26 protein-coding genes are annotated in these 25,568 nt (G+C 33.8%); 23 read left to right on the forward strand and 3 right to left on the reverse strand.

Annotated elements, in window-relative coordinates:
* Window positions 1-118 precede the first annotated feature (118 nt).
* Together lpdA and DMB65_RS10390 are read left to right on the forward strand one after the other, a co-directional pair.
* A complete protein-coding gene (gene lpdA, locus DMB65_RS10385) occupies window positions 119-1,507 on the forward strand; it encodes a dihydrolipoyl dehydrogenase (protein ID WP_110306579.1) in 1,389 nt (462 codons plus the stop codon).
* A 331-nt stretch (window positions 1,508-1,838) separates the two neighbouring features.
* Window positions 1,839-2,231: a hypothetical protein gene (locus DMB65_RS10390; protein WP_110306580.1), complete on the forward strand. Its 393-nt coding sequence runs from the start codon at window positions 1,839-1,841 to the stop codon at window positions 2,229-2,231.
* Window positions 2,232-2,598: 367 nt separating this feature from the next.
* Here the strand turns inward: DMB65_RS10390 and DMB65_RS10395 are convergent, their stop codons facing one another.
* Window positions 2,599-3,972, reverse strand: a complete 1,374-nt coding sequence (locus tag DMB65_RS10395; protein ID WP_110306581.1) for a jacalin-like lectin — start codon at window positions 3,970-3,972, stop codon at window positions 2,599-2,601.
* A 133-nt stretch (window positions 3,973-4,105) separates the two neighbouring features.
* Between DMB65_RS10395 and DMB65_RS22130 the strand changes: the two genes are divergently transcribed.
* The 4 genes from DMB65_RS22130 (at window position 4,106) to DMB65_RS10410 (ending at window position 6,580) form a co-directional block, all read left to right on the forward strand.
* Entirely contained in the window at window positions 4,106-4,264 is a 159-nt protein-coding gene (locus DMB65_RS22130; RefSeq protein WP_165834912.1) for a hypothetical protein, read from the forward strand.
* Between the two features lie 479 nt (window positions 4,265-4,743).
* Window positions 4,744-5,316 (forward strand): hypothetical protein, encoded by a 573-nt coding sequence (locus DMB65_RS10400; RefSeq protein WP_110306582.1) that lies wholly within the window; start codon window positions 4,744-4,746, stop codon window positions 5,314-5,316.
* A 175-nt stretch (window positions 5,317-5,491) separates the two neighbouring features.
* Entirely contained in the window at window positions 5,492-5,794 is a 303-nt protein-coding gene (locus tag DMB65_RS10405) for a hypothetical protein (RefSeq protein WP_110306583.1), read from the forward strand.
* 186 nt (window positions 5,795-5,980) lie between these two features.
* On the forward strand, window positions 5,981-6,580 hold the full coding sequence (locus DMB65_RS10410; protein ID WP_110306584.1) for a nitroreductase family protein: 600 nt from the start codon (window positions 5,981-5,983) through the stop codon (window positions 6,578-6,580).
* 382 nt (window positions 6,581-6,962) lie between these two features.
* On the opposite strand, the gene DMB65_RS10415 is transcribed toward DMB65_RS10410, so the two are convergent.
* Entirely contained in the window at window positions 6,963-7,883 is a 921-nt protein-coding gene (locus tag DMB65_RS10415) for a hypothetical protein (protein ID WP_110306585.1), read from the reverse strand.
* A 574-nt stretch (window positions 7,884-8,457) separates the two neighbouring features.
* Here DMB65_RS10415 and DMB65_RS10420 point away from each other — a divergent pair.
* The 14 genes from DMB65_RS10420 to DMB65_RS10485 all read left to right on the forward strand — a co-directional run bounded on the left by DMB65_RS10420 (window position 8,458) and on the right by DMB65_RS10485 (window position 19,655).
* Window positions 8,458-9,051 carry a Crp/Fnr family transcriptional regulator gene (locus DMB65_RS10420; RefSeq protein ID WP_110306586.1) on the forward strand — a complete coding sequence of 198 codons (594 nt, stop codon included), beginning with the start codon at window positions 8,458-8,460 and terminating at the stop codon, window positions 9,049-9,051.
* Window positions 9,052-9,361: 310 nt separating this feature from the next.
* Entirely contained in the window at window positions 9,362-9,760 is a 399-nt protein-coding gene (locus tag DMB65_RS10425) for a hypothetical protein (protein ID WP_110306587.1), read from the forward strand.
* A 223-nt stretch (window positions 9,761-9,983) separates the two neighbouring features.
* On the forward strand, window positions 9,984-10,373 hold the full coding sequence (locus DMB65_RS10430) for a helix-turn-helix transcriptional regulator (RefSeq protein WP_110306588.1): 390 nt from the start codon (window positions 9,984-9,986) through the stop codon (window positions 10,371-10,373).
* A gap of 306 nt (window positions 10,374-10,679) precedes the next feature.
* A complete protein-coding gene (locus DMB65_RS10435) occupies window positions 10,680-11,729 on the forward strand; it encodes an alpha/beta hydrolase (protein WP_165834914.1) in 1,050 nt (349 codons plus the stop codon).
* Between the two features lie 147 nt (window positions 11,730-11,876).
* Window positions 11,877-12,566 carry a YiiX family permuted papain-like enzyme gene (locus DMB65_RS10440; RefSeq protein ID WP_110306589.1) on the forward strand — a complete coding sequence of 230 codons (690 nt, stop codon included), beginning with the start codon at window positions 11,877-11,879 and terminating at the stop codon, window positions 12,564-12,566.
* A 443-nt stretch (window positions 12,567-13,009) separates the two neighbouring features.
* Window positions 13,010-13,564: a DUF6985 domain-containing protein gene (locus DMB65_RS10445; protein ID WP_110306590.1), complete on the forward strand. Its 555-nt coding sequence runs from the start codon at window positions 13,010-13,012 to the stop codon at window positions 13,562-13,564.
* A 776-nt stretch (window positions 13,565-14,340) separates the two neighbouring features.
* Complete coding sequence (locus DMB65_RS10450; RefSeq protein ID WP_110306591.1) at window positions 14,341-14,709, forward strand: nuclear transport factor 2 family protein; 369 nt, start codon at window positions 14,341-14,343, stop codon at window positions 14,707-14,709.
* A gap of 283 nt (window positions 14,710-14,992) precedes the next feature.
* Window positions 14,993-16,117, forward strand: coding sequence for a lactonase family protein (locus DMB65_RS10455; protein ID WP_110306592.1), 1,125 nt, complete (start codon window positions 14,993-14,995; stop codon window positions 16,115-16,117).
* A gap of 17 nt (window positions 16,118-16,134) precedes the next feature.
* Complete coding sequence (locus DMB65_RS10460; protein WP_110306593.1) at window positions 16,135-16,659, forward strand: GNAT family N-acetyltransferase; 525 nt, start codon at window positions 16,135-16,137, stop codon at window positions 16,657-16,659.
* A 74-nt stretch (window positions 16,660-16,733) separates the two neighbouring features.
* Complete coding sequence (locus tag DMB65_RS10465) at window positions 16,734-17,315, forward strand: LOG family protein (RefSeq protein WP_110306594.1); 582 nt, start codon at window positions 16,734-16,736, stop codon at window positions 17,313-17,315.
* Window positions 17,316-17,412: 97 nt separating this feature from the next.
* Complete coding sequence (locus tag DMB65_RS10470; RefSeq protein ID WP_110306595.1) at window positions 17,413-18,102, forward strand: DUF2490 domain-containing protein; 690 nt, start codon at window positions 17,413-17,415, stop codon at window positions 18,100-18,102.
* A gap of 18 nt (window positions 18,103-18,120) precedes the next feature.
* Window positions 18,121-18,588: an SRPBCC family protein gene (locus DMB65_RS10475; RefSeq protein WP_110306596.1), complete on the forward strand. Its 468-nt coding sequence runs from the start codon at window positions 18,121-18,123 to the stop codon at window positions 18,586-18,588.
* 19 nt (window positions 18,589-18,607) lie between these two features.
* The gene (locus DMB65_RS10480) at window positions 18,608-18,889 is read left to right on the forward strand and encodes an iron chaperone (RefSeq protein ID WP_230470642.1); all 282 of its coding nucleotides are present in this window, start codon (window positions 18,608-18,610) and stop codon (window positions 18,887-18,889) included.
* An 82-nt stretch (window positions 18,890-18,971) separates the two neighbouring features.
* Window positions 18,972-19,655: a 2'-5' RNA ligase family protein gene (locus DMB65_RS10485; protein ID WP_110306597.1), complete on the forward strand. Its 684-nt coding sequence runs from the start codon at window positions 18,972-18,974 to the stop codon at window positions 19,653-19,655.
* Window positions 19,656-19,765: 110 nt separating this feature from the next.
* Here the strand turns inward: DMB65_RS10485 and DMB65_RS10490 are convergent, their stop codons facing one another.
* Window positions 19,766-21,913, reverse strand: coding sequence for a cation:proton antiporter (locus DMB65_RS10490; protein ID WP_110306598.1), 2,148 nt, complete (start codon window positions 21,911-21,913; stop codon window positions 19,766-19,768).
* 317 nt (window positions 21,914-22,230) lie between these two features.
* Between DMB65_RS10490 and DMB65_RS10495 the strand changes: the two genes are divergently transcribed.
* The 3 genes from DMB65_RS10495 (at window position 22,231) to DMB65_RS10505 (ending at window position 25,523) form a co-directional block, all read left to right on the forward strand.
* On the forward strand, window positions 22,231-23,658 hold the full coding sequence (locus DMB65_RS10495; protein ID WP_110306599.1) for an L-serine ammonia-lyase: 1,428 nt from the start codon (window positions 22,231-22,233) through the stop codon (window positions 23,656-23,658).
* 88 nt (window positions 23,659-23,746) lie between these two features.
* Window positions 23,747-24,565: a 3-methyl-2-oxobutanoate hydroxymethyltransferase gene (gene panB, locus DMB65_RS10500; protein WP_110306600.1), complete on the forward strand. Its 819-nt coding sequence runs from the start codon at window positions 23,747-23,749 to the stop codon at window positions 24,563-24,565.
* Between the two features lie 268 nt (window positions 24,566-24,833).
* Window positions 24,834-25,523 carry an RluA family pseudouridine synthase gene (locus DMB65_RS10505; RefSeq protein ID WP_110306601.1) on the forward strand — a complete coding sequence of 230 codons (690 nt, stop codon included), beginning with the start codon at window positions 24,834-24,836 and terminating at the stop codon, window positions 25,521-25,523.
* Window positions 25,524-25,568: the final 45 nt, after the last annotated feature.

Below are 25,568 nucleotides of genomic sequence, written 5' to 3' on the forward strand. Positions count from 1 at the left end.
GAAGTGTTTTTTTAAAATAAATCCTTAAATTCGCAAGCACAAATAATCGTGAATTATTGGAAAAGAGTTTTGGAAAAATAGGCCTCAATTTCAATAGTAAAACTAAAAAACCAAAAAAATGAAATACGACGTTATTGTTTTAGGAAGTGGTCCTGGCGGATATGTTACAGCAATTAGAGCATCACAATTAGGATTTAAAGTAGCTGTAGTTGAAAAAGAAAACTTAGGTGGTGTGTGTTTAAACTGGGGATGTATCCCAACAAAAGCACTACTTAAATCAGCTCAGGTTTTTGATTACCTTAAACATGCTTCTGATTACGGATTGAAAGTTTCTGAGTTTGACAAAGATTTCCCTGCAGTAATTCAGCGCAGCCGTGGAGTTGCTGAAGGAATGAGCAAAGGAGTTACTTTCCTGATGAAAAAAAACAAAATTGACGTTATTGAAGGTTTCGGGAAATTAAAACCTGGGAAAAAACTAGACGTTACAGACAAAGACAATAAAGTTACAGAATATAGTGCCGATCATATTATTATTGCTACAGGAGCACGTTCCCGTGAGTTGCCAAACTTGCCGCAAGATGGTGTAAAAGTAATTGGTTACCGTCAGGCGATGACTTTGCCAACACAACCAAAATCTATGATTATTGTAGGTTCAGGAGCCATTGGAGTTGAATTTGCACATTTCTACAACTCAATGGGAACCGAGGTTACTATTGTAGAATTTATGCCAAACGTAGTACCGGTAGAAGACGAAGATATCTCAAAACAATTTGAAAAATCTTTGAAAAAAGCAGGTATCAAAGTAATGACTAATTCTTCTGTAGAAAAATTAGATACTTCAGGAGCCGGCGTAAAAGCTACTGTAAAAACAGCTAAAGGAGAAGAAATTCTTGAAGCAGACATCGTACTTTCTGCAGTTGGAATCAAAACAAACATCGAAAATATCGGTTTAGAAGAAGTGGGTATTGCTGTTGACCGTGATAAAATCCTGGTAAACGCTTACAATGCAACCAATATTCCGGGTTACTACGCCATTGGAGACGTGACTCCGGGTCAGGCTTTAGCTCACGTGGCTTCTGCTGAAGGAATCAACTGTGTAGAGAAAATTAAAGGCTTACACGTAGACCCAATCGATTACGGAAACGTTCCGGGTTGTACGTACGCCACTCCAGAAATTGCTTCTGTTGGTTTAACTGAAAAACAAGCTAAGGAAAAAGGATACGAATTAAAAATTGGTAAATTCCCTTTCTCAGCTTCAGGAAAAGCAAAAGCTGCCGGAAACGCTGACGGATTCGTAAAAGTAATCTTTGATGCTAAATACGGTGAATGGTTAGGATGCCACATGATTGGTGCAGGAGTTACAGATATGATTGCTGAGGCAGTTGTAGCCCGTAAACTAGAAACTACTGGTCATGAAATCTTAAAATCGATACACCCTCACCCAACTATGAGCGAGGCTGTTATGGAAGCAGTTGCAGATGCTTACGGCGAAGTAATTCACTTGTAATACCTCCCATTACGGTTATATATAATTTCAATTCAAGGAAATCCGATTTGTGCAGACAGATCGGATTTTTTTTGGTAAGCCCCCGCAAAAAAAGTGTGATCGGGCTATTCGCTAAATCCCTAATTAACAAAAACTACGGCTAAAAAAGCCTTGTTTTTTCATGATGCTACGTACATTTTAAGGCTTTTACCGTTCTAATTTTTGGCCAGTAAATCAAATTACTTTTCACCGGAAGTTATTTTTTGTAGTTTAAATCAACTATTTTTACGTTAAAAATAAAAAAAGAGGTTTTGAGATAAACTGACGTTGTATGCAATCTTGAACCCTACAAATGAAAACATTAACTATAATTGGATTTCTTCTTTATACAATTCCCGCGCTTTCGCAAGAAAAAGAAAAAGATTCATTGATTTGGGTTGAACGGACTTGTGAAACGGGATTGAAAAAGGCAAAAAAGGATTTTGCCATTGGAATATATAATTCGTATTCCTATGGTTTGCTAGTGAAAATGGAACCAAAAGGATTGAAAGCTGGATTTGACGGTTTTTATAAAAAATACATGATGAAAAAATATTCTATGAATATTGAAAATAGAGGATGTGTCATTAACGATGACTCAATTTGCTATTCCGACGAAATGGAAAAACTTATAACCAAAAAGTTCGGAAAAGATATTTTTAAACGTGGCAAGAAAGAAGCCATGAAATTATTCACTCGAAAATAAATACCGCACACAATAACCCACTCCTATGTTAAAGCATCATAAAGTTATTCACAACTTTTGAGGTGTTATATGCTGGTTGTTTTTCGAGTATAAAATTCCGTTCCAAAGGCTTGTTGGAAAAGTTATTCTAACTTACACAATTTATGAAATAAAACCAGCCTCTTCTATACCAATATAAAAGAGGCTGGTGTATCATAGCTCAAAAAAAGTTACTGCCTTTTCACACTAAAAACTTAGTTGTAAAACGGATCCAGATTTCTTTGTTTACTTCAACCCCAAACTTAAAGAGGTTGAATTCAAAGAGAAAGAGACATAAACAATTAACTATTCAATTTACTTTTCTTCAAATTTATAGTAGTAATAAGGTTTACAACGAAACACCAAAAAAACCTAGCTGGTCAACTTCAGTAGCACTGCGACCAAAGAAACCTGTAATTTGATATCCAGTTGGGACGATATAATTAAAAACATTGGATGTTTTTGATCCAACTGCGATGGTTCTGTTTTGATTCGTCTTTAATTCAATATAAAAAATTCTAGTTTTACCATCCTTTTTTCCTGAACACATATTTACTGAATTTATATATTCACCAGTATTTAAAACAAGTGATTTTTCGGTTCCTCCATTACCACCATGGGACAATGTGGTTCCATTAGACAGTACAAAACTAACTTTGTCAACTCTGTCTCCACCTCTCAAAACAATTTTATTTACCTTTGAAGTAGCCGATAATAATGTAATGTCCGAGAAAACATCGCCATGTGGACCTCCAAATAAATCACTAGCTGTGTAAAGATCATTTTGAGACCAGGCAAAATTAACTGCTGTTGGAAAATGGTCTGAAAGGGGCAATCCTGCTCCATCAACAAAAAGAGAATTATTGATACTGAAATCAGAAGCAGTAAGTGTAATTTGATTATTACTTTTGTAAAATATTTTATCTACTTCTTCGCAAGTATTTGTAATATTAGATGCATCACAATCTAATGCAGGACTACCTAGTACAGGGATATTGTTATTTCTAATCAGTTTTATCCAAGCATCCGTCAAACCATTATTATCCATTAATAATCTAATATTGTCTCCCGACCTAGTGTAACGACAATTAGAATCAAACATTAAAATTACGGCATTCCCATTTGATTTAATTTTCATATAATCAGAAAGTTGTGCGATATTTGATTTTCTTGCATTCAAATCAGCAGTAGCATCACCTGCATTTGGGTGAGCATTATAATAATCTACATAAACACCTTCTTTAAGCCGCAATCTCATAAATGTAAACCCTTTTGGAGTTAAACAATCAGTTCCATTACAACTGTTCCATTTAACTCTTTCAAAATCTACAAAGCTATATTTAGATAACGTATTCAATCCATCACCAAAAGGCACTCCTCCACTAGTAGCTGTACGAAAAGGATGGTTGTCGTTTTCATACAATTTTGCATGATAATTAAAATCTTCTTGAACATTTACAATATCATAATTTCTTATTAATTGGCCTATTTTGGCAGTGTTTGCATCCGGACTTGAACTAGAAATTATGGCAGGAAGACCCGCTACATTGTACGTTAGTGCCAAAATGTTACCAGAAACTGCAATTCTAGCTGTTAAATTTGAAGCTTTTGGGGTACTTGAATTTACTGACAAGTCATTTGTTATCTCTGAACTATTATCGCAACTCAATAAAAGCAAACTTGAGACAAAAAGAGAAGAAATTAACTTAATTTTTGTTTTCATCTTTTAAAATTTAAATTACTATTTAACACAATTAATAATCACAAAACTAGAACTTTATAAAATTATATATGTTAAAAAAAAAACATTTAAATGTTAAACAACAAAAATATTAATACAATCCATTAACTATAGTATGAACGAAAGAGGTAAAATTGACTTAGATTACTTTCTTTATGAAATTTCCGTTGGGAATACTATATCCAGAGATTACGTAATCAATGGTGATTATGACCAACGTATTACTTTTAATACAAAAGCTCTGCAATTAACCAATAGCAGTTCACCGACCTGATAGCACTAGCCATTGCTTTGAATCCTAATAAATACAAGAGTCATTGTTGCAAAAATTATAACTATTCTAGTGGTAGTATAATAGAATTTATTTCAGGACTATTTTATGGATTATTCCTAACGCTCTATTTGCTTTTAGAGTGGCACAATCAATGAAAAATTCCGACGAAGCAAAGAAAGAGATAGCAACCAAAATATTAGATTTCAATTCAAAAAAACAATAAAATAACTGTAAATCATCGAGTTAACGCCTCAGCCAAATGGAACAGAGTGATCCTCTCAAATATTTGTATTCCCGAAAACCAATAAAAACCCGAGTACGACACACTGACTTTGTTTTTTCATGTTTATACAAGTCATTTTCAAGTCTTTTGCCGCTCTGCTTTTTGGGTAGCAAACCAGGTTACTTTCTAGCAAAAGTTATTTTTTTGTAGTTTAAATCGACTATATTTACCCTAAAAATAACAAAAAACGGACGTTTTGAGAGAAACTAATGTTGGTAAAGAGCTTGGAAAAAATATAAAAACAACTTATTTCCAACAAATAGAAAATCTTAAAAATAAAGTTGAATATATCAAAATGGTTTCAAAAATTAATATTGCAGAATTTAGAGAACGTTTAAATAAAAATACAAAATATGGAAATCCTAAAATTAAAGGAACTCCATTTACTGTCTTTTTTATATCTGGAGAATCAAATAAAAGTTTTTATGGGACATATGATAAAACAAAATTTGAACTGACTAAAAACTCAACTTTATTTCCAGCACCATTTATTATTTTTGGCGAATTTAATTCAACTAACAATACTCAAACTGAAATAGTTTACGAAGTTAAACCTATTGGATTTGGATATTATTGGATAAAGTATATGCCGGTTTTTGGAATCCTTATGTTTAATTTAATCCTTTTTACTGAATCAGCACCTTTGAACATATATACAATAATAAATCCAATTCTTTTTGGTTTTACCATTATTAGTCGTTTTTATATGTGGCGAAAAAAAAACATACTTATAACTAATTTTAAAAAAGTTTTTGAAATAGAATCCTAAATTACCAAATCGTAATTACTTAAAAACCATACACTAAATAATATACAATATTTACGCTGAAAACAATAAAAACCGGCGGTTTTGAAGATAAACTGATGTTGGCTGTAACCAAAGGCGACCCAACAATAATTAAATGGACAAAGTAAAATTCTGATACCATCTTGACGAAGCAACAATGCATTTAATTGACTTTACTAAGGCACTTTGCCAGAATGAGTTTTCAGATAATCTAAATAAAGACAGACTAGGCAGAGTGATTATCAAAAAAACAAGATGGAGATTAATGCATTGGCTCATCCCCTGTCACAATATACGCATTAAAATAAGTGGTTCTGAAAATAAAATTTCTTATCTAGCCCTGATGGAAGCGGTATCTCCCGATTTAGAAAACAAGGCTTTTGCCGTAGTTTTTCTTATCGGGAATTTAGCGGACAGCAGGACAAAAGGTACTGATGAAAATTTCTGTTTCTGCTTCTAATTAAAAAACTGCCAATCGAAACCCATACGGGAACGAAAGAAAACGGAGTACCGGCGAATAGTGCTGAAGCAAAAAACAACAATAAAACAGACTCTGTTACAAAACTAGGCTCCCAATTGTCGAAATATTCGGGTTATCAGCTTAACTTTGCAGTCTATAAAACTAAAAACGTTAAAATACAGTACCATGGATATTTTGGAATTAATGAAAAAAAGATACTCTGCGAAAAAGTACAACGCTGACAAGGCTATTCCGCAGGAAAAAATCGAAGCTTTGAAAGAGGTTTTATACCTGAGCCCGTCTTCTATAAATATCCAGCCCTGGAAATTTACCTTTGTACAAAATCCGGAAGTTAAGGCACAATTGGCTGCGGTTTCGATGCACAATCTCGAAAAAGTAAATCAGGCACAGCTGGTAGTGGTATTTAGTGTGGCTGATGATCTGAATGCTTTTCAGCAAATTGTCGAAACCGAATTACCGGAAGCCCGCAAAAACTGGTACAACCAAATTAGGGCAAGTAAGCCTGAAGCCGAAATGAAAACGTGGTTGTCTCAGCAGGTATATATCGCTTTGGGAGTTGGTTTGACGGCAAGTATTGCATTGGGTCTGGATTCTACCGCTATGGAAGGTATCGAATCTGATAAATACAAGGAAATCCTAAACATGCCCGCTTATAAACCTTTATTTGCAATGGCGGTAGGCTATGGTGCTGAGGATGATTTTAACCGAATTGAGGTGACGCCAAAATCAAGGAGGCAACCGGAGAGTGTGATTGAGAGTATTTAAACAAACTGTCTCGTTCTAAAATAAGTTTACATATTTATACTTAATCCTAAAATAGATTTACAAACCACTTTTAGTTCTGTTATTGGTTTACCATAAATAGGATTCTACGAAGAGTTCCTTATGAAAAGGCAAATGTCTCTTTGGGTATTTTTTTTTATATTCTTATTAATTCTAAATCTCTTAAAAGTCTCCATTCCTGAAAAGTACCAGAGTGGAGACTTAAATTACAAGACAAATTATAGCCTTTGTAATCCCGGCTAGAAAACAATAGATCATTTAATCAATTTTAAATAATCTATCTGCATAAGCGTGGTTATAATCGCTTTATTTAGTTTTCACAAGTAAATAGGGATTAAGAAAAAGCTGTGATACTTATTCACCATTAAATCTCTAAATTAGGCAAAACAAAAGATTTAGTATTAGGATGTAACCTTATCCATAAACCCGGATTGGCATTTAATTGCTGCAATGCCTGATCTTTATCTGTACTTAGTTTAGTAGTAAGCACATTAGCATACGTTTGAATTTTGGCCGGGGCAGAGTCGGCATCTACTACTGACTGAACCACCTTTTTGGCCTGTAAAATAGCTGCCGGTCCTAAAGTGAGAATATATTCGGCAGAGCGGCATTCTTTTTCGTCACTTTCATTTACAGGACTTCCGCCGGCTTTAAACTTATTGATGTGGTGTTCCAGAATACTACTTGATATTGGGATTACCCCGGCAATATGATGATTTTTTGCTCCGGAGAAAGGTTTGATATATGCCAGGTGCGATGCCTGATTTTCTTCCGGACCGTGACCGATAAAAAAGATATCCAAACCGCCTAACGCTTCTAATCTTGTCAAATATCCTGTAAGCGAAGATTCTAAATCTTTTGTATCTGTGCGCATTGGCGTGAAGCTTTTTATCTTTTTAAAAAAGGCATCGCCTAAAATACGCTCAAAATCCCTGACAAAACTAAAACCATTATTCATGCTTAAAGGTGCAAGTGCATCCTGAGTAAACACATTGAGCCTTGCGAGTAATTGATCCTGATGTGTTGAGTTGGCTAATTCGCCCAGTAAACGATGTAGTTCCTGGGCTCCTCTTCCGCCCAAAAGTGTAATATTAATATCTCCTTCTTTTGATGCTGCGGTACTGTAAAGTTCATTTAACATTGCCTGACCAACCTCAGCTTCACTGCCATGAACCACGGGCGTTATGCCATAATCCGTGAAATTAAATTCCTGATCGCTCTTTTGGGACAACCAAACATTGCTGTTGTCTTCATCTCTTGTAAATGGTGAGTTGATTTTATTCATGGTGCTATTTATTCTGATTGATTTTTATATAATAATTAGGTATACTTCCAAAATGGTTACATACAAAAACTTCCCAATGAGTACTAAAAATCAAAAGTACAAAACAACTTTTAAATTTGACATTGAAATCTAAAGGTCAGATCTGGGGTCTTACTTTTGAACATAACAACAAAAAAACTGTATTGGTAAAAGGTAAATAGCCTGCTCTAAATTTTCAAAAATTACCAAACTTCAACACATTTCATTAATTCGCGACTTATTCTAAAAAGTCATCTTATGATTACCATAAAACCATTCATTACCAGAAAGATTTACATTACAAAAAACTACTATTTATAATTTTTTACAGTAAAACACTGATAAATGCTTTAAAATTTCATTAAGAGGAATTATTTGTATACACCTGCTGCAGCAACAATAAATACTACGTATAAGCTTTAAAAAATTACCCAATACATTAAAATACTGGGGTTTGTATTATTTTTGCTCTAAAATAGGTTCTGATTATCTAATATTTCTATCTCATTTATAAAAATTATAGTTGATTTTTTTAGAACCTCAAAAGAAGATTGTCATGATCAATAATATTAGCGCTATACGTCAATTAATTTTAAGCTATATCGAAATTGATGATTCTGAGTGGCAATACTGCACTACACTTTTTAATATTGAGCAGATCAAAAAAAGAAATTTTCTTCTTGAACAGGGTAAGGTTTGCAGGAATGTATCTTATGTAGTGAGCGGGTTACTGCGAATTTACTTTGTGGACTATAATGGAGAGGAAAAGACATTTCATTTTTCTCTTGAAAATACTTTTGCGACAGATTATGAAAGCTTTTTAAAAGGCATCCCCTGTAATTTTTCTATTCAGGCAATGGAGGACACCATCGTTATTACCATTACGCTCGAAAAATTACAGAATTTTTATAAAAATGTCAGATATGGTGAAAAACTGGGAAGACTAGTTGCGGAAGATTATTTTTTTATTGTCAATGATAAAATAAAAGCAATTTACACACAATCGCCCATGGAAAGATATCAGGTCATGAATGCAAAATTTCCAAAAATTTTACAGCGCGTTCCACAACGTTATATTGCTTCCTACCTCAACATAAGTTCAGTCCACCTGAGCCGCTTAAAAAATTCTGCCACAGAAGACGAAATGTGATAACAAATGTTATCAGATAAAATAATTTTCCTGTGTTTCTTTGTCCGGGAACAAAAGTAACGCATTGAATCAGCATTTTTGTTACGGGCAACAAAATGTTAAAAAAAAATTAAATTGAAGTGTATTATAACTAGATGTTATATTATATAAATCAATTATAAGGAAATTGAAATCTAATATTTTAATATTGTATAAAAAAAACATTTTAATTTCCATCTTAAAAAGGCACTTTAAGTTTAGTAAAAAACCTTACTCTCTAAACTAGGCTTTATTCTAAAAAAAGTGTTCAAAAACAACTATTTATCAAATTATGTTTACAACTCTTACCTCTGATAATGTTCATTTTCGTTATGGATCAAAAAGCTGGATTTATACTTTCGACGAAATTGAAAAATTAAGCCTCATAAAACAAGAAAAATCATATATCGTTGAGAATTTTGCTTTCATTTTCATTACTGCGCTAGCCTATTATTTCATTATTTTTTCTGACATGATGGATCTCTATTATATAATTCCAACCATCTTATGTTATACCATTATAAGTATATTACGTTTTCATGATGCCTCACAATTTGAATATTATGTATATGTGAAAGACATTTATAATAAAGAAACCAAAATCAAAATTAAGACTGCTGACAGAATTGAAATAGGCAAACATATTGACTTATACTTGTCATTAAAGTTTAAAAAAATAGTAAAGCAATAAAATTAAAATCCTACAACAGATAAAAAATGTTATATATAGAAATCCCCCAATACGATTATATTTTAATAGGCGTAGCAGTCGTTTACGGTTATCTCATTACAACCAAAAAGAAATAAAAACATTTTCAAAACCTACATTTATACATGTTTAAAGATTCAGCAATAAGGGTTGGTACATTTGTATTAATTCTTTTTGGGCTGTAAAATATCCCCAAAAACAGATTATGAGTACTTCTTCTATAAAAAATAAAATAAAAAACATTAGAGAACTAAAAAATTATACTCAGGAATATATGGCAGATCAACTAGGTATAACGCAGGCTGGTTATAGTAAATTTGAAAAAGGCAAAGCAGATTTGAGTTATAGCAAACTTGTTGAAATAGCACGTATATTTGGTCTCAGTGTCGAAGGAATTATTAACTTCGATACCCAAAAGTATTTTAATAGTTTTAATAATGTAAACGGAAATTATAATGGTAATATTCTCATAAACCCAGATAACCATACGACCTTAAATAAACTGTATGAAGATAAAATAGTTCTTTTAGAGAAACTTTTAAAAAAAACAGATTCAGAACTTAAACGTTACAAAGAAAAATACGGGGAATTATAGCCGTAATGACTCAAAAACAACACTGGCAGAGATTCTCCGTTTATTAAAATATTTTTTATCAAGTGAACAAATCCCTATAGTGTCTTTATAGCAGCATAAAAAAGAAGTACCTACCCCAGTATAAGACATTAAAATTCATAATTTTGGCAACAACGAAACAGGCATATCTCTGTTATAGTCAAAAATGATTTAAGTGTTTCATAAGTTGTTGGAAAAAATATCTAATCATTTGCAGAAAAATTCGAATGCAATTAAACCTTTCATTACTAAGTGCAGTCTAACTTTTAACATTTAATTCTATTCGTTATGAAGTATATCTCACCAATTATTTTATTTATGCTGTTGCTAACATCATGTACCAAAGATTCAAATACAGCCCCCTCATCCCCACCCTATGTTGATGATGATCTTGAAGGACCTATTTCACGGCCAACCTCAGGATATGGAACAGACGGAACTTATTCTGTTGCAAAAATTTCGTTTGCAAGTCCTGTTTATAAAGGAAAAAATGTCGAAATCTTTTATCCACAGGGAATAACTTCTCCTAAGCCGGTTATTTTTTATTCTCATCCTTATGGAGGCGAGGAAAGTGCATATAATATTGGACTTTATGAATTTATCGCTAAAAAAGGATATGTCGTAGTATTTGCACCTTATCCAACTTCAGGAGTAACTATTGATGAGAGATACAATACTTTATGGCAGAGTTTTAAAAAAGCTGTAACAGATTATCCAAATATCATTGACACCAAAAAAGTTGGATTCATGGGACATTCTTTTGGAGGTGGTGCATCATTTTCATTAGCACACAAAGCCTTTATCGATGAAGGCTGGGGCGAAAACGGCAGATTTATTTTTGCAATGGCGCAGTGGTATTCCTATCAGCTATCAGACACTCAGTTATTGGATTTTCCTGCCAATACCAAATTGATCACAGAAGTGTACGATGATGATACAACAAATGATCACCGCCTCGCAATAGATATATTTAAGAATATCAACATTCCTAATTCAGAAAAAGATTTTATTCTAATTAAAAAAAGCGTACTGAACACTTTTACTTATACTGCAGAACATGATTTACCAAATACAAAATCATCTTATGATGCTTACGATTATTATGGTATTTATCGCCTTTTGGATGCTATGATTGATTATAGTTTCAATGGAAATGCAAAAGCCAGAAATGTCGCTTTAGGTAATGGGTCTGCAGAACAAATTACGATGCCAAGCTATAACGGACAGGCCTTATCTCCATTGGTTGTCACTGATAATCCTGTTCCTTTATATCCACAGTCAAAATTCTTGTTTCAATGTATTTCAACTAATAATCCAAGGGGCTCCCATTGTAATTAGTTCATTGAGCAATTCGAAAATTTTCTGGCATAATACTCATATAATAGGGAAAGAAGCTAATTTTTATTAGGTAATATGGAAGATACAATCGGTATAATTTCTAATCTGTAAAAAAATAAGTAATACTTTTAAGCTTTAAAATTCAAAATGAAAAAGAAAAAATACCTCATACCCCTAATTACCTTTTTGCTTAGTTTTTGTTGTGCCCTCTATGTAACGATCCAGATTTTTTCAAAGAACGAAAATCCATTTCTGGCATCTAAAACAAAAGGAGAAATAAATGTACCAGACAAGATTCAGGATGGCGATATTATCTTTCAAACTTCGGAATCTTCTCAGTGTGAGGCGGTACGAATTGCTACCAATTCCAAATTTTCGCATTGTGGAATAATTTATGAAATTAACGGTAATTTATTTGTTTTTGAAGCCGTTCAGCCCATAAAACTAACGCGTCTGGACGACTGGATTAGGCATGGACGGGATAAAAAGTACGTGGTAAAAAGATTAAAAAATGCTATTGAACTATTAACTCCGGCTACGCTGCAGAAAATGAAAGATTACAGCCAGCAATTTATGGGAAAAGAATACGATGCCTTCTTTGAATGGACTGATACCAGAATCTATTGCTCGGAATTAGTCTGGAAAATCTATAAAAACGGCGCTAATATCGAATTATCAAAACTGCATGAATTAAAAGACTTTAATCTAACGGATGAAAGGGTTCAAAAAATCCTGAAAGAAAGATATGGTAATGAGATCCCACTAAAAGAAAAAGTTGTTTCGCCATCCAATCTGGTTGATTCTGATTTGTTGGTAACGGTGATAGATACTTATTAAACATTAAAACTACAATATTAATGTCAGTACGATTTTTTAGTACAGAGAAACGAAACAAAAAAAATATATCAGAACCATTTTTGGTGCTAATTTTTCTATTCTCGATGCAATTTTCTATCGAAAATTAGCGGATTTTTGAGTAGTTGGCTTCGCCCCAAATGCAAAAGACTGCGCCTCTCAAAATATTTATTTTCACGAAAACCAATAAAAAACAATAAAAACCTGATTACACCACCGAACTCATGGTAAACCAGCTTGCGAGATGCTAAGTTTTCGGGATTTCAATACGACATAAGAGACTTACACCCTCTGAAAAAACACATACTGTAAGGGTTGTTTTCTAATCCGAAATTTGTATTTTCGAATTCTTATCTAAGCTTACAGCGTGTGTCCTCATCATACTGGGCACACAGGCGTCAACTTAAAAAACGACACAGACAAAAATGAGAAAAGAGATTATATCGAAAATTATAGGACGACTAAAACAAGAAGACCGTTTTCCCGATTGGTGGAAAAGTGAAGAAATCGCAATTCCTTTTTTTGACAATGAGAAGTTGAGGATAACTTTTATGGACTTTGAACCTGAACATGACAAAACTTTCATTGACGAAGCAGACCTGGCTTTGGCAAATTTTCTAAAACTAAACTTGAATGACCGAAATTTAATTTCAGAATTAGCATACAAAAACTGTATAGACTTTTTGGACGCTGTAGGATTTGATGAAACAGATGAAGCATTAAGGCTCATACAAAATAAAAACGAAATTTGGAAATTCATACAGCCCACAGAAGTTTATGTAACAAGACGACCTTACAAAGAGCAAGATATTTATGTTCAGATTGCTTGCGAATGTGATTGGGAACAAGAACACGGACTTCAATTAGTATTTAGACAAGGTAAGAAACTAACAAGAATAAGCGACCAGGACGGGCATTTGACAGAAGCAGATGCATACAACAAACCTGACGAAGAAGATGAATTGCTATCAAAGTTTTAATGACAAAATACTAGAAAAAAATACCAGAAATCCGAACCACCAATCGAGCAGACGCTCTGCATCAAATGGTACGGAGTGAGCCTCTCAGATATTTATATTCACGAAAACCAATAAAATCTGAATATCCCGCCAAGTGTAAGGGTCATCCCGACAATCGGATCATGCTGTATTTGTCGGTTGTAAAAATATGGGGTAAGTTCGATGCAAACATCTGTTAAGAATTGACAGCCAAGTTGTTTCAAGCGCTTCAAAGTAATGATGGTACTCAAAATTGGACTCTACTCAAATCTTTATTTAAATTTTGGTCTTTGTGATGTGCTTCGCAGTTGTGCAATTACCCAAACGGCTTTACGGGTAGCGACTAAAAACATAGGTGTGGTCTTGGTTAACCTCAAGCCGAATGTTTTTTTTGATACTCAATTATAAGAATTTCAAGAGGCTATTGTACCTCTGTTTTTGGAGGTGTTCTAAAAGTCGTTTTTTCAGTATTTTTGAATATAAATTCCCTAACCCTTAAATCAGTTTTCACAGAAATTTGAACTTTGGCTACCCTTAATTCAGTATCATGACAAAATTCCTAGGCAAGATAAACTACAAATCTGTTCTCTGATTCACCAGCGAGTTTTTTGAATACCTCAGAAATAGTTAATGTAATTTCTGAATCAGATGCGGAATCCTTTTGAAAAATGTCCTCGAATTGCTGATTTTAACCGGATAAATAAAAGAACAAACACTTTAATTTCATAACTTAGATTTCTTTTTTAAAGTCGTATACCATGAATAAGAAATCCATAGCCAGAAACTTCCTGAAACTCGCTGCAACTGGACATTCTCACGAAGCTTTTCGATTGTATACCGGCAAAAATTTCAAACATCATAATGCCTATTTTAAAGGTGATGCCAATACACTGATGCTGGCCATGGAAGAATCTGCAAGAACCAATCCGAATAAGATTTTTGAAATTCATCATATTTTAAGGGATGGCGATCTGGTCGCAGTTCATTCTCACGTTAGACAAAACTCAGCCGATTTAGGCACGGCAGTAGTTCATATTTTTCGGTTTGAATCTGATAAAATTGTTGAGCTTTGGGATTTAGGGCAGCCTATCCCGAATAAAACTATGAATGAAAATGGGATTTTTTAAAAACAAAAAAAGTTTTTTTTATAATTTGCTTCAGCCAAAATAATTTAAAAAACACCAAAATTAACAATCTTAAATGAAGGAGCAGAATCATAAATTTGTGTAATATCAAATTACAGGATAGCGCATTATCATTTAGACGAAAGAAATCTGATTAATAACGAACAAGCTAAAACAATTATACGGGAAACACCACTAATTGCAAGCGGATCTTTAACGATTTACCAGTGTGATTTCTCCTAAAGACCGGATGACAAGATTGAACATAAACCGAAACTCAAAAAGAATGAACCTAAAAACTATTTTTTTTACAATTGCCTTTCTGGCTTCATTTCATATATTCTCACAAAACACTTACGTATTTTTGGGTTCTTATAACAGGGATAAAGAAGCAGAATCTATTCAGGTGTATCAATTGGATAGTGAAGGCAGATTAACCAAAGTTGCTTCAACAACAAATGTTATCAATCCATCATACCTGACCATTTCCCCAAACGGAAAGTATATTTATGCCTGTACGGATACAAAAACACCAAACGCAGGGAGTATAAGCAGTTTTGAATTTAATCCTAAAAATAAAACCCTGACTTTTTTGAACAAACAAACCAGTGGAGGCGAAAATCCGGTTTATATTTCGGTTCATAAAAATGGCAAATGGCTTGTAAATGCTAATTATACTGATGGAAGTGTTGCTGTTCATCCTCTTTTGGAAAACGGAATAATCGATTCGATGGCACAGAATATTCATTACTCAGACAGAAGCATTCACAAAGAAAGACAAACGAGATCACATGTTCACTCAGCCGTATTTTCTCCTGAATTTGATGTTCTTTTTTTGCCAGATTTAGGTGCTGATAAAATTCGCAGCTATGCTTTTGACGAAAATCAGAAAAAACCTTTAACAGAAACACAAATCCCTTTTACAAAAACAGATTTAGAAGCCGGTCCCAGACATTTTACGTTTCATCCCAATCAAAAATTTGGGTATTGCATTGAAGAAATGTCAGGATCAATAAGTGTCTATACCTATAAAAATGGGATCTTACAGCAAATCCAGAGAATTAATACCCACGCTGATGAAATCAAAGAGGGTTTTGAAAGTTCAGATATTCACATTTCACCCGATGGAAAATTCCTATACGCTTCAAACCGGGGAAAAGAAAATAATATTGCTGTTTTTTCTATTTCTGAAAATGGTTTTCTAAAAAACATAGGCTATCAATCGACTTTTGGAGACCATCCACGAATTTTTGCTATTGATGAAAGCGGAAAATTCCTGGTTGCTACAAATGTAATTTCAGGAAACGTAATTGTTTTTAAAAGAAATCCAATAACAGGACTGCTCCAAAAAACAGGTACAGAAGTGAAGATGGAAAATGTTTCCTGCGTTCAGATAAAAAAATATTACTAACCAAATTTTATAAAATAATGAAACCAGACTTCAACCTGCAGCCTGATTTTTTAGAAAATGAAATCCTAAGATTAATTCCACTTCAGGAAGATCATTTTGAGGCACTTTATGAAGTCGCATCTGATCCTTTAATATGGGAACAACATCCGATAAAAGACCGATACCAAAAAGATGTTTTTAAATCTTTTTTTGATGGAGCCCTAAGTTCAAAAAGTGCTTTTTTAATCTTAGATAAAAGTACAGGCGAAGTTATCGGCACTACCCGATTTTATGATTATAATCCGGAGAAATCAAATATTGGAATTGGTTTCACCTTTATTGGAAGAAAGTTTTGGGGCGGACCTTACAATCGATCTGCGAAAGAACTACTGATTGACTATGCTTTTCAAAGAGTAAATACAATAATTTTTCATATTGGTACAGAAAATTTTCGTTCACAAAAAGCTGTTTTAAAATTAGGTGCCGTAAAAATAAATGAAATAATTTTTCTTCTTAACGGATTGAATTTGCCACATTTTGAATATGAACTGGTTAAAGTTTGATAGTCATTAGTAAATATATATAAATGCAGGTATCTGCAATTCTTAGCTCAGAATTATAACACTTAAACAAGAAAATGAAAAGAATAACAGTCTTCTGCGGATCCAGTTTTGGGAATGATGAAATTTACAAAGAACAGGCAGCCTTACTTGGTCAAACACTGGCAAAACAAAACATAGAACTGGTTTATGGCGGAGCCAATGTAGGTCTGATGGGTGCTGTTGCAGATGGTGTTTTAAATAACGGTGGAAAAGTAATTGGTGTTTTGCCAAATTTTTTAAGATCAAAAGAAATTGCCCATTTGGGTTTAACAGAGTTAATTCTGGTAGAAAGCATGCATGAAAGAAAAACCAAAATGAACGATTTATGCGATGGCGTTATTGCGCTTCCAGGAGGTTTTGGAACTCTGGAAGAACTTTTCGAAATGCTGACCTGGGCTCAATTGGGGCTTCATAAAAAACCAATCGCTATTTTGAACAGTAATGGCTTTTATGATTCTCTTATTCAATTAACTGAAGTAATGGTAAACAAAGGTTTATTGAAAGAAGTCAATCAACAAATGCTTTTAGTAAGCGACAACATTGCTGATTTACTGGAGAAAATGAATAATTATAAAGCACCAACAGTTGGTAAATGGATTGAGCAAAGAGAACTTTAGTCTTTTTTCACAACCTGCTTTTCTGTTTTTAACATAATTTCACGAATAACTTTCTTATCTTGTGATTCCAACAAAGACTGAAACCCTGCTATCCAAAATGAAACATTTAAAAGCCCATTACCTTTTAATAGCCCTTATCTTCTTATCCATAAATTTTACAAACGGACAGGATACTGATACCGGAAACTGGTTTATTTATTTTGGAAATCAGGCCATCAATAAAAAATGGAACTGGCATAATGAAATACAATATCGCAATTATAATTTTGCCGGCGATACACAACAAATATTATTAAGAACAGGAATTGGATACAACCTTACTGAAAACAACAACAATATTTTATTGGGTTACGGTTTTATTAATTCGCATAATTACATACCGGGAACAGATGACAAAACAGAAAATAATGAACATCGAATTTACCAGCAGTTTATAACCCGCCAAAATTTTGGACGGTTTTATCTGCAGCACCGTTATCGTGTAGAAGAACGTTTTTTAAAAGATGACTTTCAAATGCGTTTTCGTTACTTTTTAGCTTTGAACATTCCCTTAACTAAGCCAAAAATGGAAGATAAAGCCTTTTATTTTTCTGCTTATAATGAAATTTTTCTCAACACAGAATCCCCCACTTTTGACAGGGATCGTCTGTATGGCGCATTAGGATATGTAATCAATAAAAATTTCAGGGTTGAAACTGGTTTTATGAGACAAATTCAGGAAAAAACAGGTCGTAATCAGTTCCAAATCGCAATTTTCAATAACATACCTTTTAACAGCAGTAAATAACATTCAAAATCTGTAGATATGGCAATAGTAAATAATCATTTTGCAAAAGCCGAAATGCTGATAAGAAAACCCGTTTCAGAAGTTTTTGAGGCTTTTATAAACCCTGAAATTACCCGCAAATTTTGGTTTACTAAGGGATCTGAAAAATTAGAAGAAGGAAAATCGGCTGAATGGACATGGGAGATGTATGGTTTTTCACTGACGGTTTTCACCAAAATCGTAGAAACAGACAAAAGAATCGTAATTGAATGGGGAAACAGGGGAGAAGAAACCCTTGTAGAATGGTTTTTTACCCCACTGAACGAAAAAGAAACTTTTGTAAGCATTACCAATTCTAATTTTAAAGGCGATACTGACACAATACTTTCTGAAGTTCGAAATGCTACTGAAGGCTTTACACTGGTTTTGGCGGGAGCCAAAGCTTTTTTAGAACACCAGCTCGAATTGAATTTAGTATTGGACCGGTTTCCAAAAGGTGTCAGTTAATCATTTAAAATAAAGTGTCATGCCAGTAGCCCCTACTCCCAAACCTGCAAATATTAATTCGTACATTGGTCATTTTTCTAATGCTGTACAGGAGATATTAGAAAAAATAAGACTCGTAATTCATAAAGCAGCCCCTGATGCCAAAGAAAAAATCAGTTATTCAATGCCGGCTTTTGAACAAAAAAGAATCGTTGTTTATTTTGCCACATTTAAAAACCATATAGGTCTTTATGCCCTGAAAATTTTAAAGAAGTACTTTCAAAATATAAACCAGGAAAAAGATCTACACAAGTACTTTTAAATCAGACTTTTAAATTTGATTTAATTACCAAAATTGTAAAATTCAGAGTACAGGAAAATCTTCAAAAAGTAAAAAAATAAATATGAATTTATCCGGACATTACAACGAACTTTTCAAAACATCATCAGAACTCATTTTATCTGAAAATTATTCTATCGACACTCAAATTAATTCAGGCTCAGACAAGCGATTTGGCATTACTTTACTTGTTCGCCCCTGTGAAGAAATAAAAGCTAATATCCGAGGATTTCTGGATGAATTAAAAAAAACAGAACCGGAGCAGTACTATTATCCAAACTCTGATATTCATATAACAGTTTTATCCATTATTTCGTGTAACGATGGTTTTACATTAGATCAATTTTCAATGCATGAATATGTTGAAATCATCGAAAAAAGCCTGGTAGATGTAAATACAATAGAAATTGATTTTCGTGGTGTTACTTTGTCGCCTTCTACCATTATGCTTCAGGGATTTTCAACTGATAATACATTAGAAATTTTGCGTAACAAACTACGTGAAAAATTCAAAAATTCTTCTCTTACACAAAGCATAGACAGCCGTTACACTATAACTACATCCCATTCTACGATTATGCGATTTCAACAAAAATTAGAAAATCCTAAAAAATTAATCGAGATAACAGAAAAATACAGAAACTACAATTTTGGAAAATTTAAGGTTGATAAAATAGAATTGGCCTTTAATGACTGGTATCAGCGTAAAAAAAATACTGTAAGCTTATGTGATTTTTATTTACGATAAATCATTGATAAAAAACATGCCTCTGCCAAGTCAGATAAGAAAAGCTGTAAATGACCTTCCAATTTCAATATAATATTGCATTGTTTGTTCATAATTAAAACCTGAAATCCCTACCCTTTCTTCAAAATATTCCCCAAACCTTTACTAATCTGTTCTATCGCTTCAATACCTTTTGTTAATGGTGTTGCCATAAAATCTTCATAAGCATCCATTGCACTCTCTTTTCGGTCATCCTGAGGGTAAACCAGAATCAGATTATTTCCGGTGAATGATTTTTCAAATTTCTGGGGCAGTTTATCAAAGATAGTCTGATAGGAAACAGATCCTTTTCTCGATAAATTAAACACAATCAAATCGGTTGGTTTAATTTCATCTGATATTGCATCAAAATCTTCCCAGTCAAGAATACTTTTAAAGCCTAACTTTGAATTGAGTTTAAGATTATTCACTATTTGCTGAATTGCCTGATGCGTTTTATATTCGCCATAAATTACAATCTGAGTACTCAATTCCTGCGATAATCTGCAAATCTTCTGGATGAGTGGTGAAAAACCAATTCCTCTTTCAGAAAAAGGCGGACAAATAAAAACCAGTCTCTTCTCTTCTACAAAAGGTTTTTGAAACCGACAGATAAACAGATTTTTATCTACGTTATTAATGATCGAATCTACATTTTCTCCGAAAATTTTGTCCAGGAATCCTGTTTTTCGTGGCCAGCCAATAATCACAATATCCGACATGATTTCTTTAGAAGTCCGTGCAATTCCACTAGCCGGATTATGGTCAATTCTGGCAATTGTATTAATTTTTATTTCAGAAGCTGAGCCCTGAATAACAAACTTATCTACTGCTTTTTGATATTTTAAAATATTAATTTCAGCCTGGTCGTTATTAGGAACAATAGTCAGTAATGTAACCGGATTGGAAGATTTTTTATCTTTTATTAAAAGTGCAAAATCTAATAAAGGTTCTGTAGCCGATGTTTTTGCCAAAGGGATCAAAATGTGTTCATCAAAAATCTGATCCTTGCCGGCATCCTGCGGAGAAACTTCTTCCTCGCAGATAGCGATCTTTTTAGCTGCCTTTTCAGTAGCAAAAGAAGCAACAATACAGGTAATTAATATTAAGATAATGGTTCCGTTTAATATGTTTTCATCCAGTATTTTTGCTTTAAACCCAACCAAAATTACGGCCAGGGTTGCTGCGGCATGTGCACTGCTTAATCCGAAAATTAGTTGTCTTTCGGTTCTGGTATATTTAAAAACAATTTGGGTAAAAAATGCAGCGATCCATTTTCCAAAAATAGCCACTACACTCAAAGTTCCGGCAACAATCAGCGCAGTAGGCCCGCTTAAAATTACACTGATATCAACCAGCATACCTACAGAAATCAGGAAAAACGGAATAAACAGTGAATTTCCGATAAACTCAATCCTGTTCATTAAGGCTGATGAATGCGGAATTAAAGGATTTAAGGCCAAGCCCGCTACGAAAGCCCCAATTATAGACTCTACTCCTGCTACTTCTGCCAAAAAAGCTGCGAAGAAAACAACAGAAAGCACAAAAATATAATGGGCATGTTTTTCACTTTCGAGTTTTTTAAAGAACCATTTTGCAATTCTCGGGATAACCAAAAACATGATAGCCGAAAAAATAACCAGCGAAACGGTTAATTTTATCCAGAAAGCCTGATTCAGATTTCCCTGACTACTTCCCATAATCACGGCCAGAATAATCAAAACGGCAGTATCCGTCAAAATTGTTCCTCCCACTGTAATAGCGACAGCGTGGTTTTTGGCAATTCCTAACTTACTCACAATCGGGTAAGCAACCAAAGTGTGAGTTGCAAACATACTTGCTGTTAAAAAACTGGCACTATAATCATATTGCAATAGGTAAAAACAAACCGGAAAACCAATAGACAGGGGGAAAATAAAGGTAAAAAAACCAAATAATAAACTTTTATTTCTGTTGGCTTTAAACTCATTCATATCCAGTTCCAAACCGGCAATAAACATAATATAAAGCAATCCTATCGTTGAAAAAAGATCGACAGCAGAACTTTTGGCCAAAATATTAAGCCCGTGTGGACCAATAACAACACCGGATAAAATCAAACCAATAATTCCGGGAATATTAATTTTTTTAAGTAAAATAGGAATCAATAAAATTATAAAAAGTATTAACGAAAAAATTAACACCGGATTACTAAGCGGTAATTTGAATTCATGTATTAAGTGTCTGAAAAATTCTATCATAATCTAATTTTAGCTGCTTTTCGTTTTATTGAATCATTAAAATTCATATCAGAGTATAAAAAAAGAAAAGCTCGTATTTGCTCTTTATTCTTTTGCTGTTAAGGTAAAAAAAATACCTTTTCTACACAGATATTCCTCTACAAAAATACCTAAAAACACTCCTCGTTTTTACAAAAGTTAAATATTAAACACTAAATTTTAGTTCATTGACAAATTATTAAAATTTACTACATTTTTTAACAAAACCGCAACGTTAACAAATAAAAAACAAACTTCATTGCATTATTCAATTATCTTTGTGTAATAAAATTGGAACAATGGAAGAATGTATCTCTGTTTTTGATATGCTTAAAATTGGGGTTGGGCCATCGAGTTCCCACACACTTGGCCCATGGCGGGCAGCTGAACGTTTTTTAGAAGAGTTAAGAAGCCAGTCGCTATTAGAAGAAATTACAAGAGTGAAGGTTGACTTATACGGTTCACTTTCGTTAACTGGGAAAGGTCACGCCACTGATCTGGCAGTAATGCTGGGTTTAAGCGGTCAGGATCCTGAATATATCCCTGTCGAAAACATCGCAGGAATCATCAAAACCATCGAAAACAAAAATGAGCTTATTCTTGGTAATCAAATTATTATTCCGTTTTATTTTCTTCAGGACATTGTTTTTAACAAAGACTTTCTTCCTTTCCATGCCAACGGGTTAAAATTTACGGCTTATCAAACCGATAACTCTGAATATGAATCTACTTTTTATTCAATCGGAGGCGGCTTTGTGGTTAAAGAAGAACGTACAAATGCCAAAAATAAAATTGCTATAAAATGTGCATTCCCGTTTATGATTGACAATGCAGATAATTTGTTAAAATATACCATCGAAGAAAACAAAAACATTTCTGAAATTGTATATGAAAATGAAAAGTCAATGCGTTCTGAAGAAGAAATTCATAATGAGTTAATGCGAATCTGGCATACGATGCTCGAATGCATGTATATCGGATGCCACTCAGAAGGAGTTTTACCGGGAGGATTAAATGTACGCCGAAGAGCTTTTGATATGCATCAAAATTTAATTGGATTATCCAATTATAAGGATCCGCAGTCCTGGCTTGAAGAAATCAGGAAAACCGAAGTAAAATTTCGTCAAATCCTGAAATGGGTAAGCTGTTTTGCACTTGCCGTGAATGAAGTAAATGCATCTTTGGGTCGCGTCGTTACTGCACCTACCAATGGAAGTGCCGGTGTAATTCCGGCCGTTTTAATGTATTATTTAGTAATTGAAAACCATAATGCCGGCGAAAAAGAAATCAAACAATTTTTGATGGTGGCCGGCGAAATAGGAAGTCTGTTCAAACAAGGATCTACAATTTCAGCAGCGATGGGAGGCTGTCAGGCCGAAATTGGCGTTTCGTCCTCAATGGCTGCTGCTGCACTCTGCGAATTAATGGGCGGTACTCCTGCTCAGGTTTTAATGGCTGCCGAAATTGCCATGGAACATCATCTTGGACTAACCTGTGACCCAATTGGCGGTCTGGTTCAGATTCCATGCATCGAAAGAAATACTATGGGTGCCATAAAGGCCATAAACGCAGCCGAACTTGCACTTGAAACCGATTCTAAAAATGCAAAAGTACCTTTAGACAAAGTAATCAATACCATGTGGCAAACAGCAAAAGACATGAATTCGAAATACAAAGAAACATCTGAGGGCGGATTGGCAATTGCCGTAAATATGGCCGATTGTTAGTATAATATTGCTTAATTTTGCAGAAAAAAATTTCGTTTTAAAGAAAAACCAACTTTAAAACTATTCAAAAAACTAAAAAAAAGTATCAATGTCAGTAGCAAAAAAAGATTATAAAAGAATCACTACAAAGTCTTTAATCGAAATGAAAAGCCATGGCGAAAAAATCTCTATGTTAACGGCTTACGATTATACAATGGCAAAAATTGTTGATACTGCCGGTGTTGACGTAATTTTAGTTGGAGATTCAGCTTCTAATGTAATGGCGGGTCACGAAACGACTTTACCAATAACATTAGACCAGATGATTTATCACGCTTCTTCAGTTGTCAGAGCCGTAGAAAGAGGTCTGGTTGTCGTAGATTTGCCTTTTGGAAGTTACCAGTCTGATCCTAAAGAAGCCTTGCGTTCTGCTATCAGAATCATGAAAGAAAGCGGAGGACATGCCGTGAAACTGGAAGGTGGAAAAGAAATCAAAGAATCCATCAAAAAAATATTAAATGCAGGAATTCCTGTAATGGGACATTTAGGATTAACACCACAATCTATATACAAATTTGGAACTTACAGTGTTCGTGCCAAAGAAGATGAAGAAGCCGAAAAACTGATTGAAGATGCCAAAATGCTCGAAAAAATTGGCTGTTTTGCAATAGTTCTTGAAAAAATACCTGCTGATTTAGCCCAAAAAGTAGCCGAAAGCATTTCGATTCCCGTGATTGGAATTGGTGCCGGAGGAGGTGTTGACGGACAGGTTTTGGTCATTCACGATATGTTAGGAATGAACAATGAATTTAGTCCGCGTTTCCTTCGCCGCTATCTGAATTTATATGAAGAAATGACAAAAGCTATTGGTCAATATGCGGCTGATGTGAAATCAAAGAATTTCCCTAGTGAAAAGGAACAATATTAACTTTTAAAATTCTGATTAATCGGATAGTAAACATCTGATTTTTTTTAATCCCAAAGAACAAATTATCTCCAGCTTTAGCTTAGTTATTACGTTAAGTGACATGACCTTCAATTCGAGTCTTTAGCTTAAAAAGGTATAGCATTTTTAAACCATCCGAAGTGACGAACGAAAATTTCTTAACTTAATCACATTAAGCCTGGCTGGAGGATTTTTTTTAAGTATACTAAAATAGCTTTAGCTCAATTTTAAACACTAATCTAGATTCATTTTGAAAATTCTTTCGAACAAAACTAACCTGCAAATCCTACATGAGGACAACCATATTATTGTGATCAATAAACGTGTTGGTGATATTGTACAAGGGGATAAAACGGGGGATAAACCTTTATCTGAGATCGTAAAAGAATACATTAAAGACAAGTACAATAAACCCGGTGATGTTTTTTTGGGTGTGATTCATCGTCTGGACAGGCCTACAACCGGAATAGTTGTTTTTGCCAGAACCAGTAAAGCATTGTCACGAATGAATGAATTGTTCAGTAACCGTGAAACAAAAAAAACGTACTGGGCTATTGTAAAAAACAAACCTGAAGAAGCCACTTCCAAATTGGTTCATTTTTTAAAACGAAACGAAAAAAACAACACTTCAAAAGCACACTTAAAAGAAGTTCCAGATAGCAAACTGGCTAGCCTTGATTATAAAATTATAAAAGAACTTCAGAATTATACAGCCCTTGAAATTAATTTACATACAGGAAGGCATCATCAAATTCGTGCACAATTGTCTGCGATAGGCTCTCCTATCAAAGGCGATTTAAAATATGGTGCTGACCGCAGTAATCCGGACGGAGGTATTCATCTACATGCCAGAATGTTAGTGTTTACGCACCCTGTTTCAAAAGAAAACATAACGATAACGGCCCCAACTCCTGATGAAACTATCTGGAATGCCGTATAATTTTATGATTTCATTGTCAATTTTTTAATTTAGATCCTTTAAATT

It is taken from the genome of Flavobacterium cheongpyeongense, assembly GCF_003202435.1.
Lineage (GTDB): Bacteria > Bacteroidota > Bacteroidia > Flavobacteriales > Flavobacteriaceae > Flavobacterium > Flavobacterium cheongpyeongense.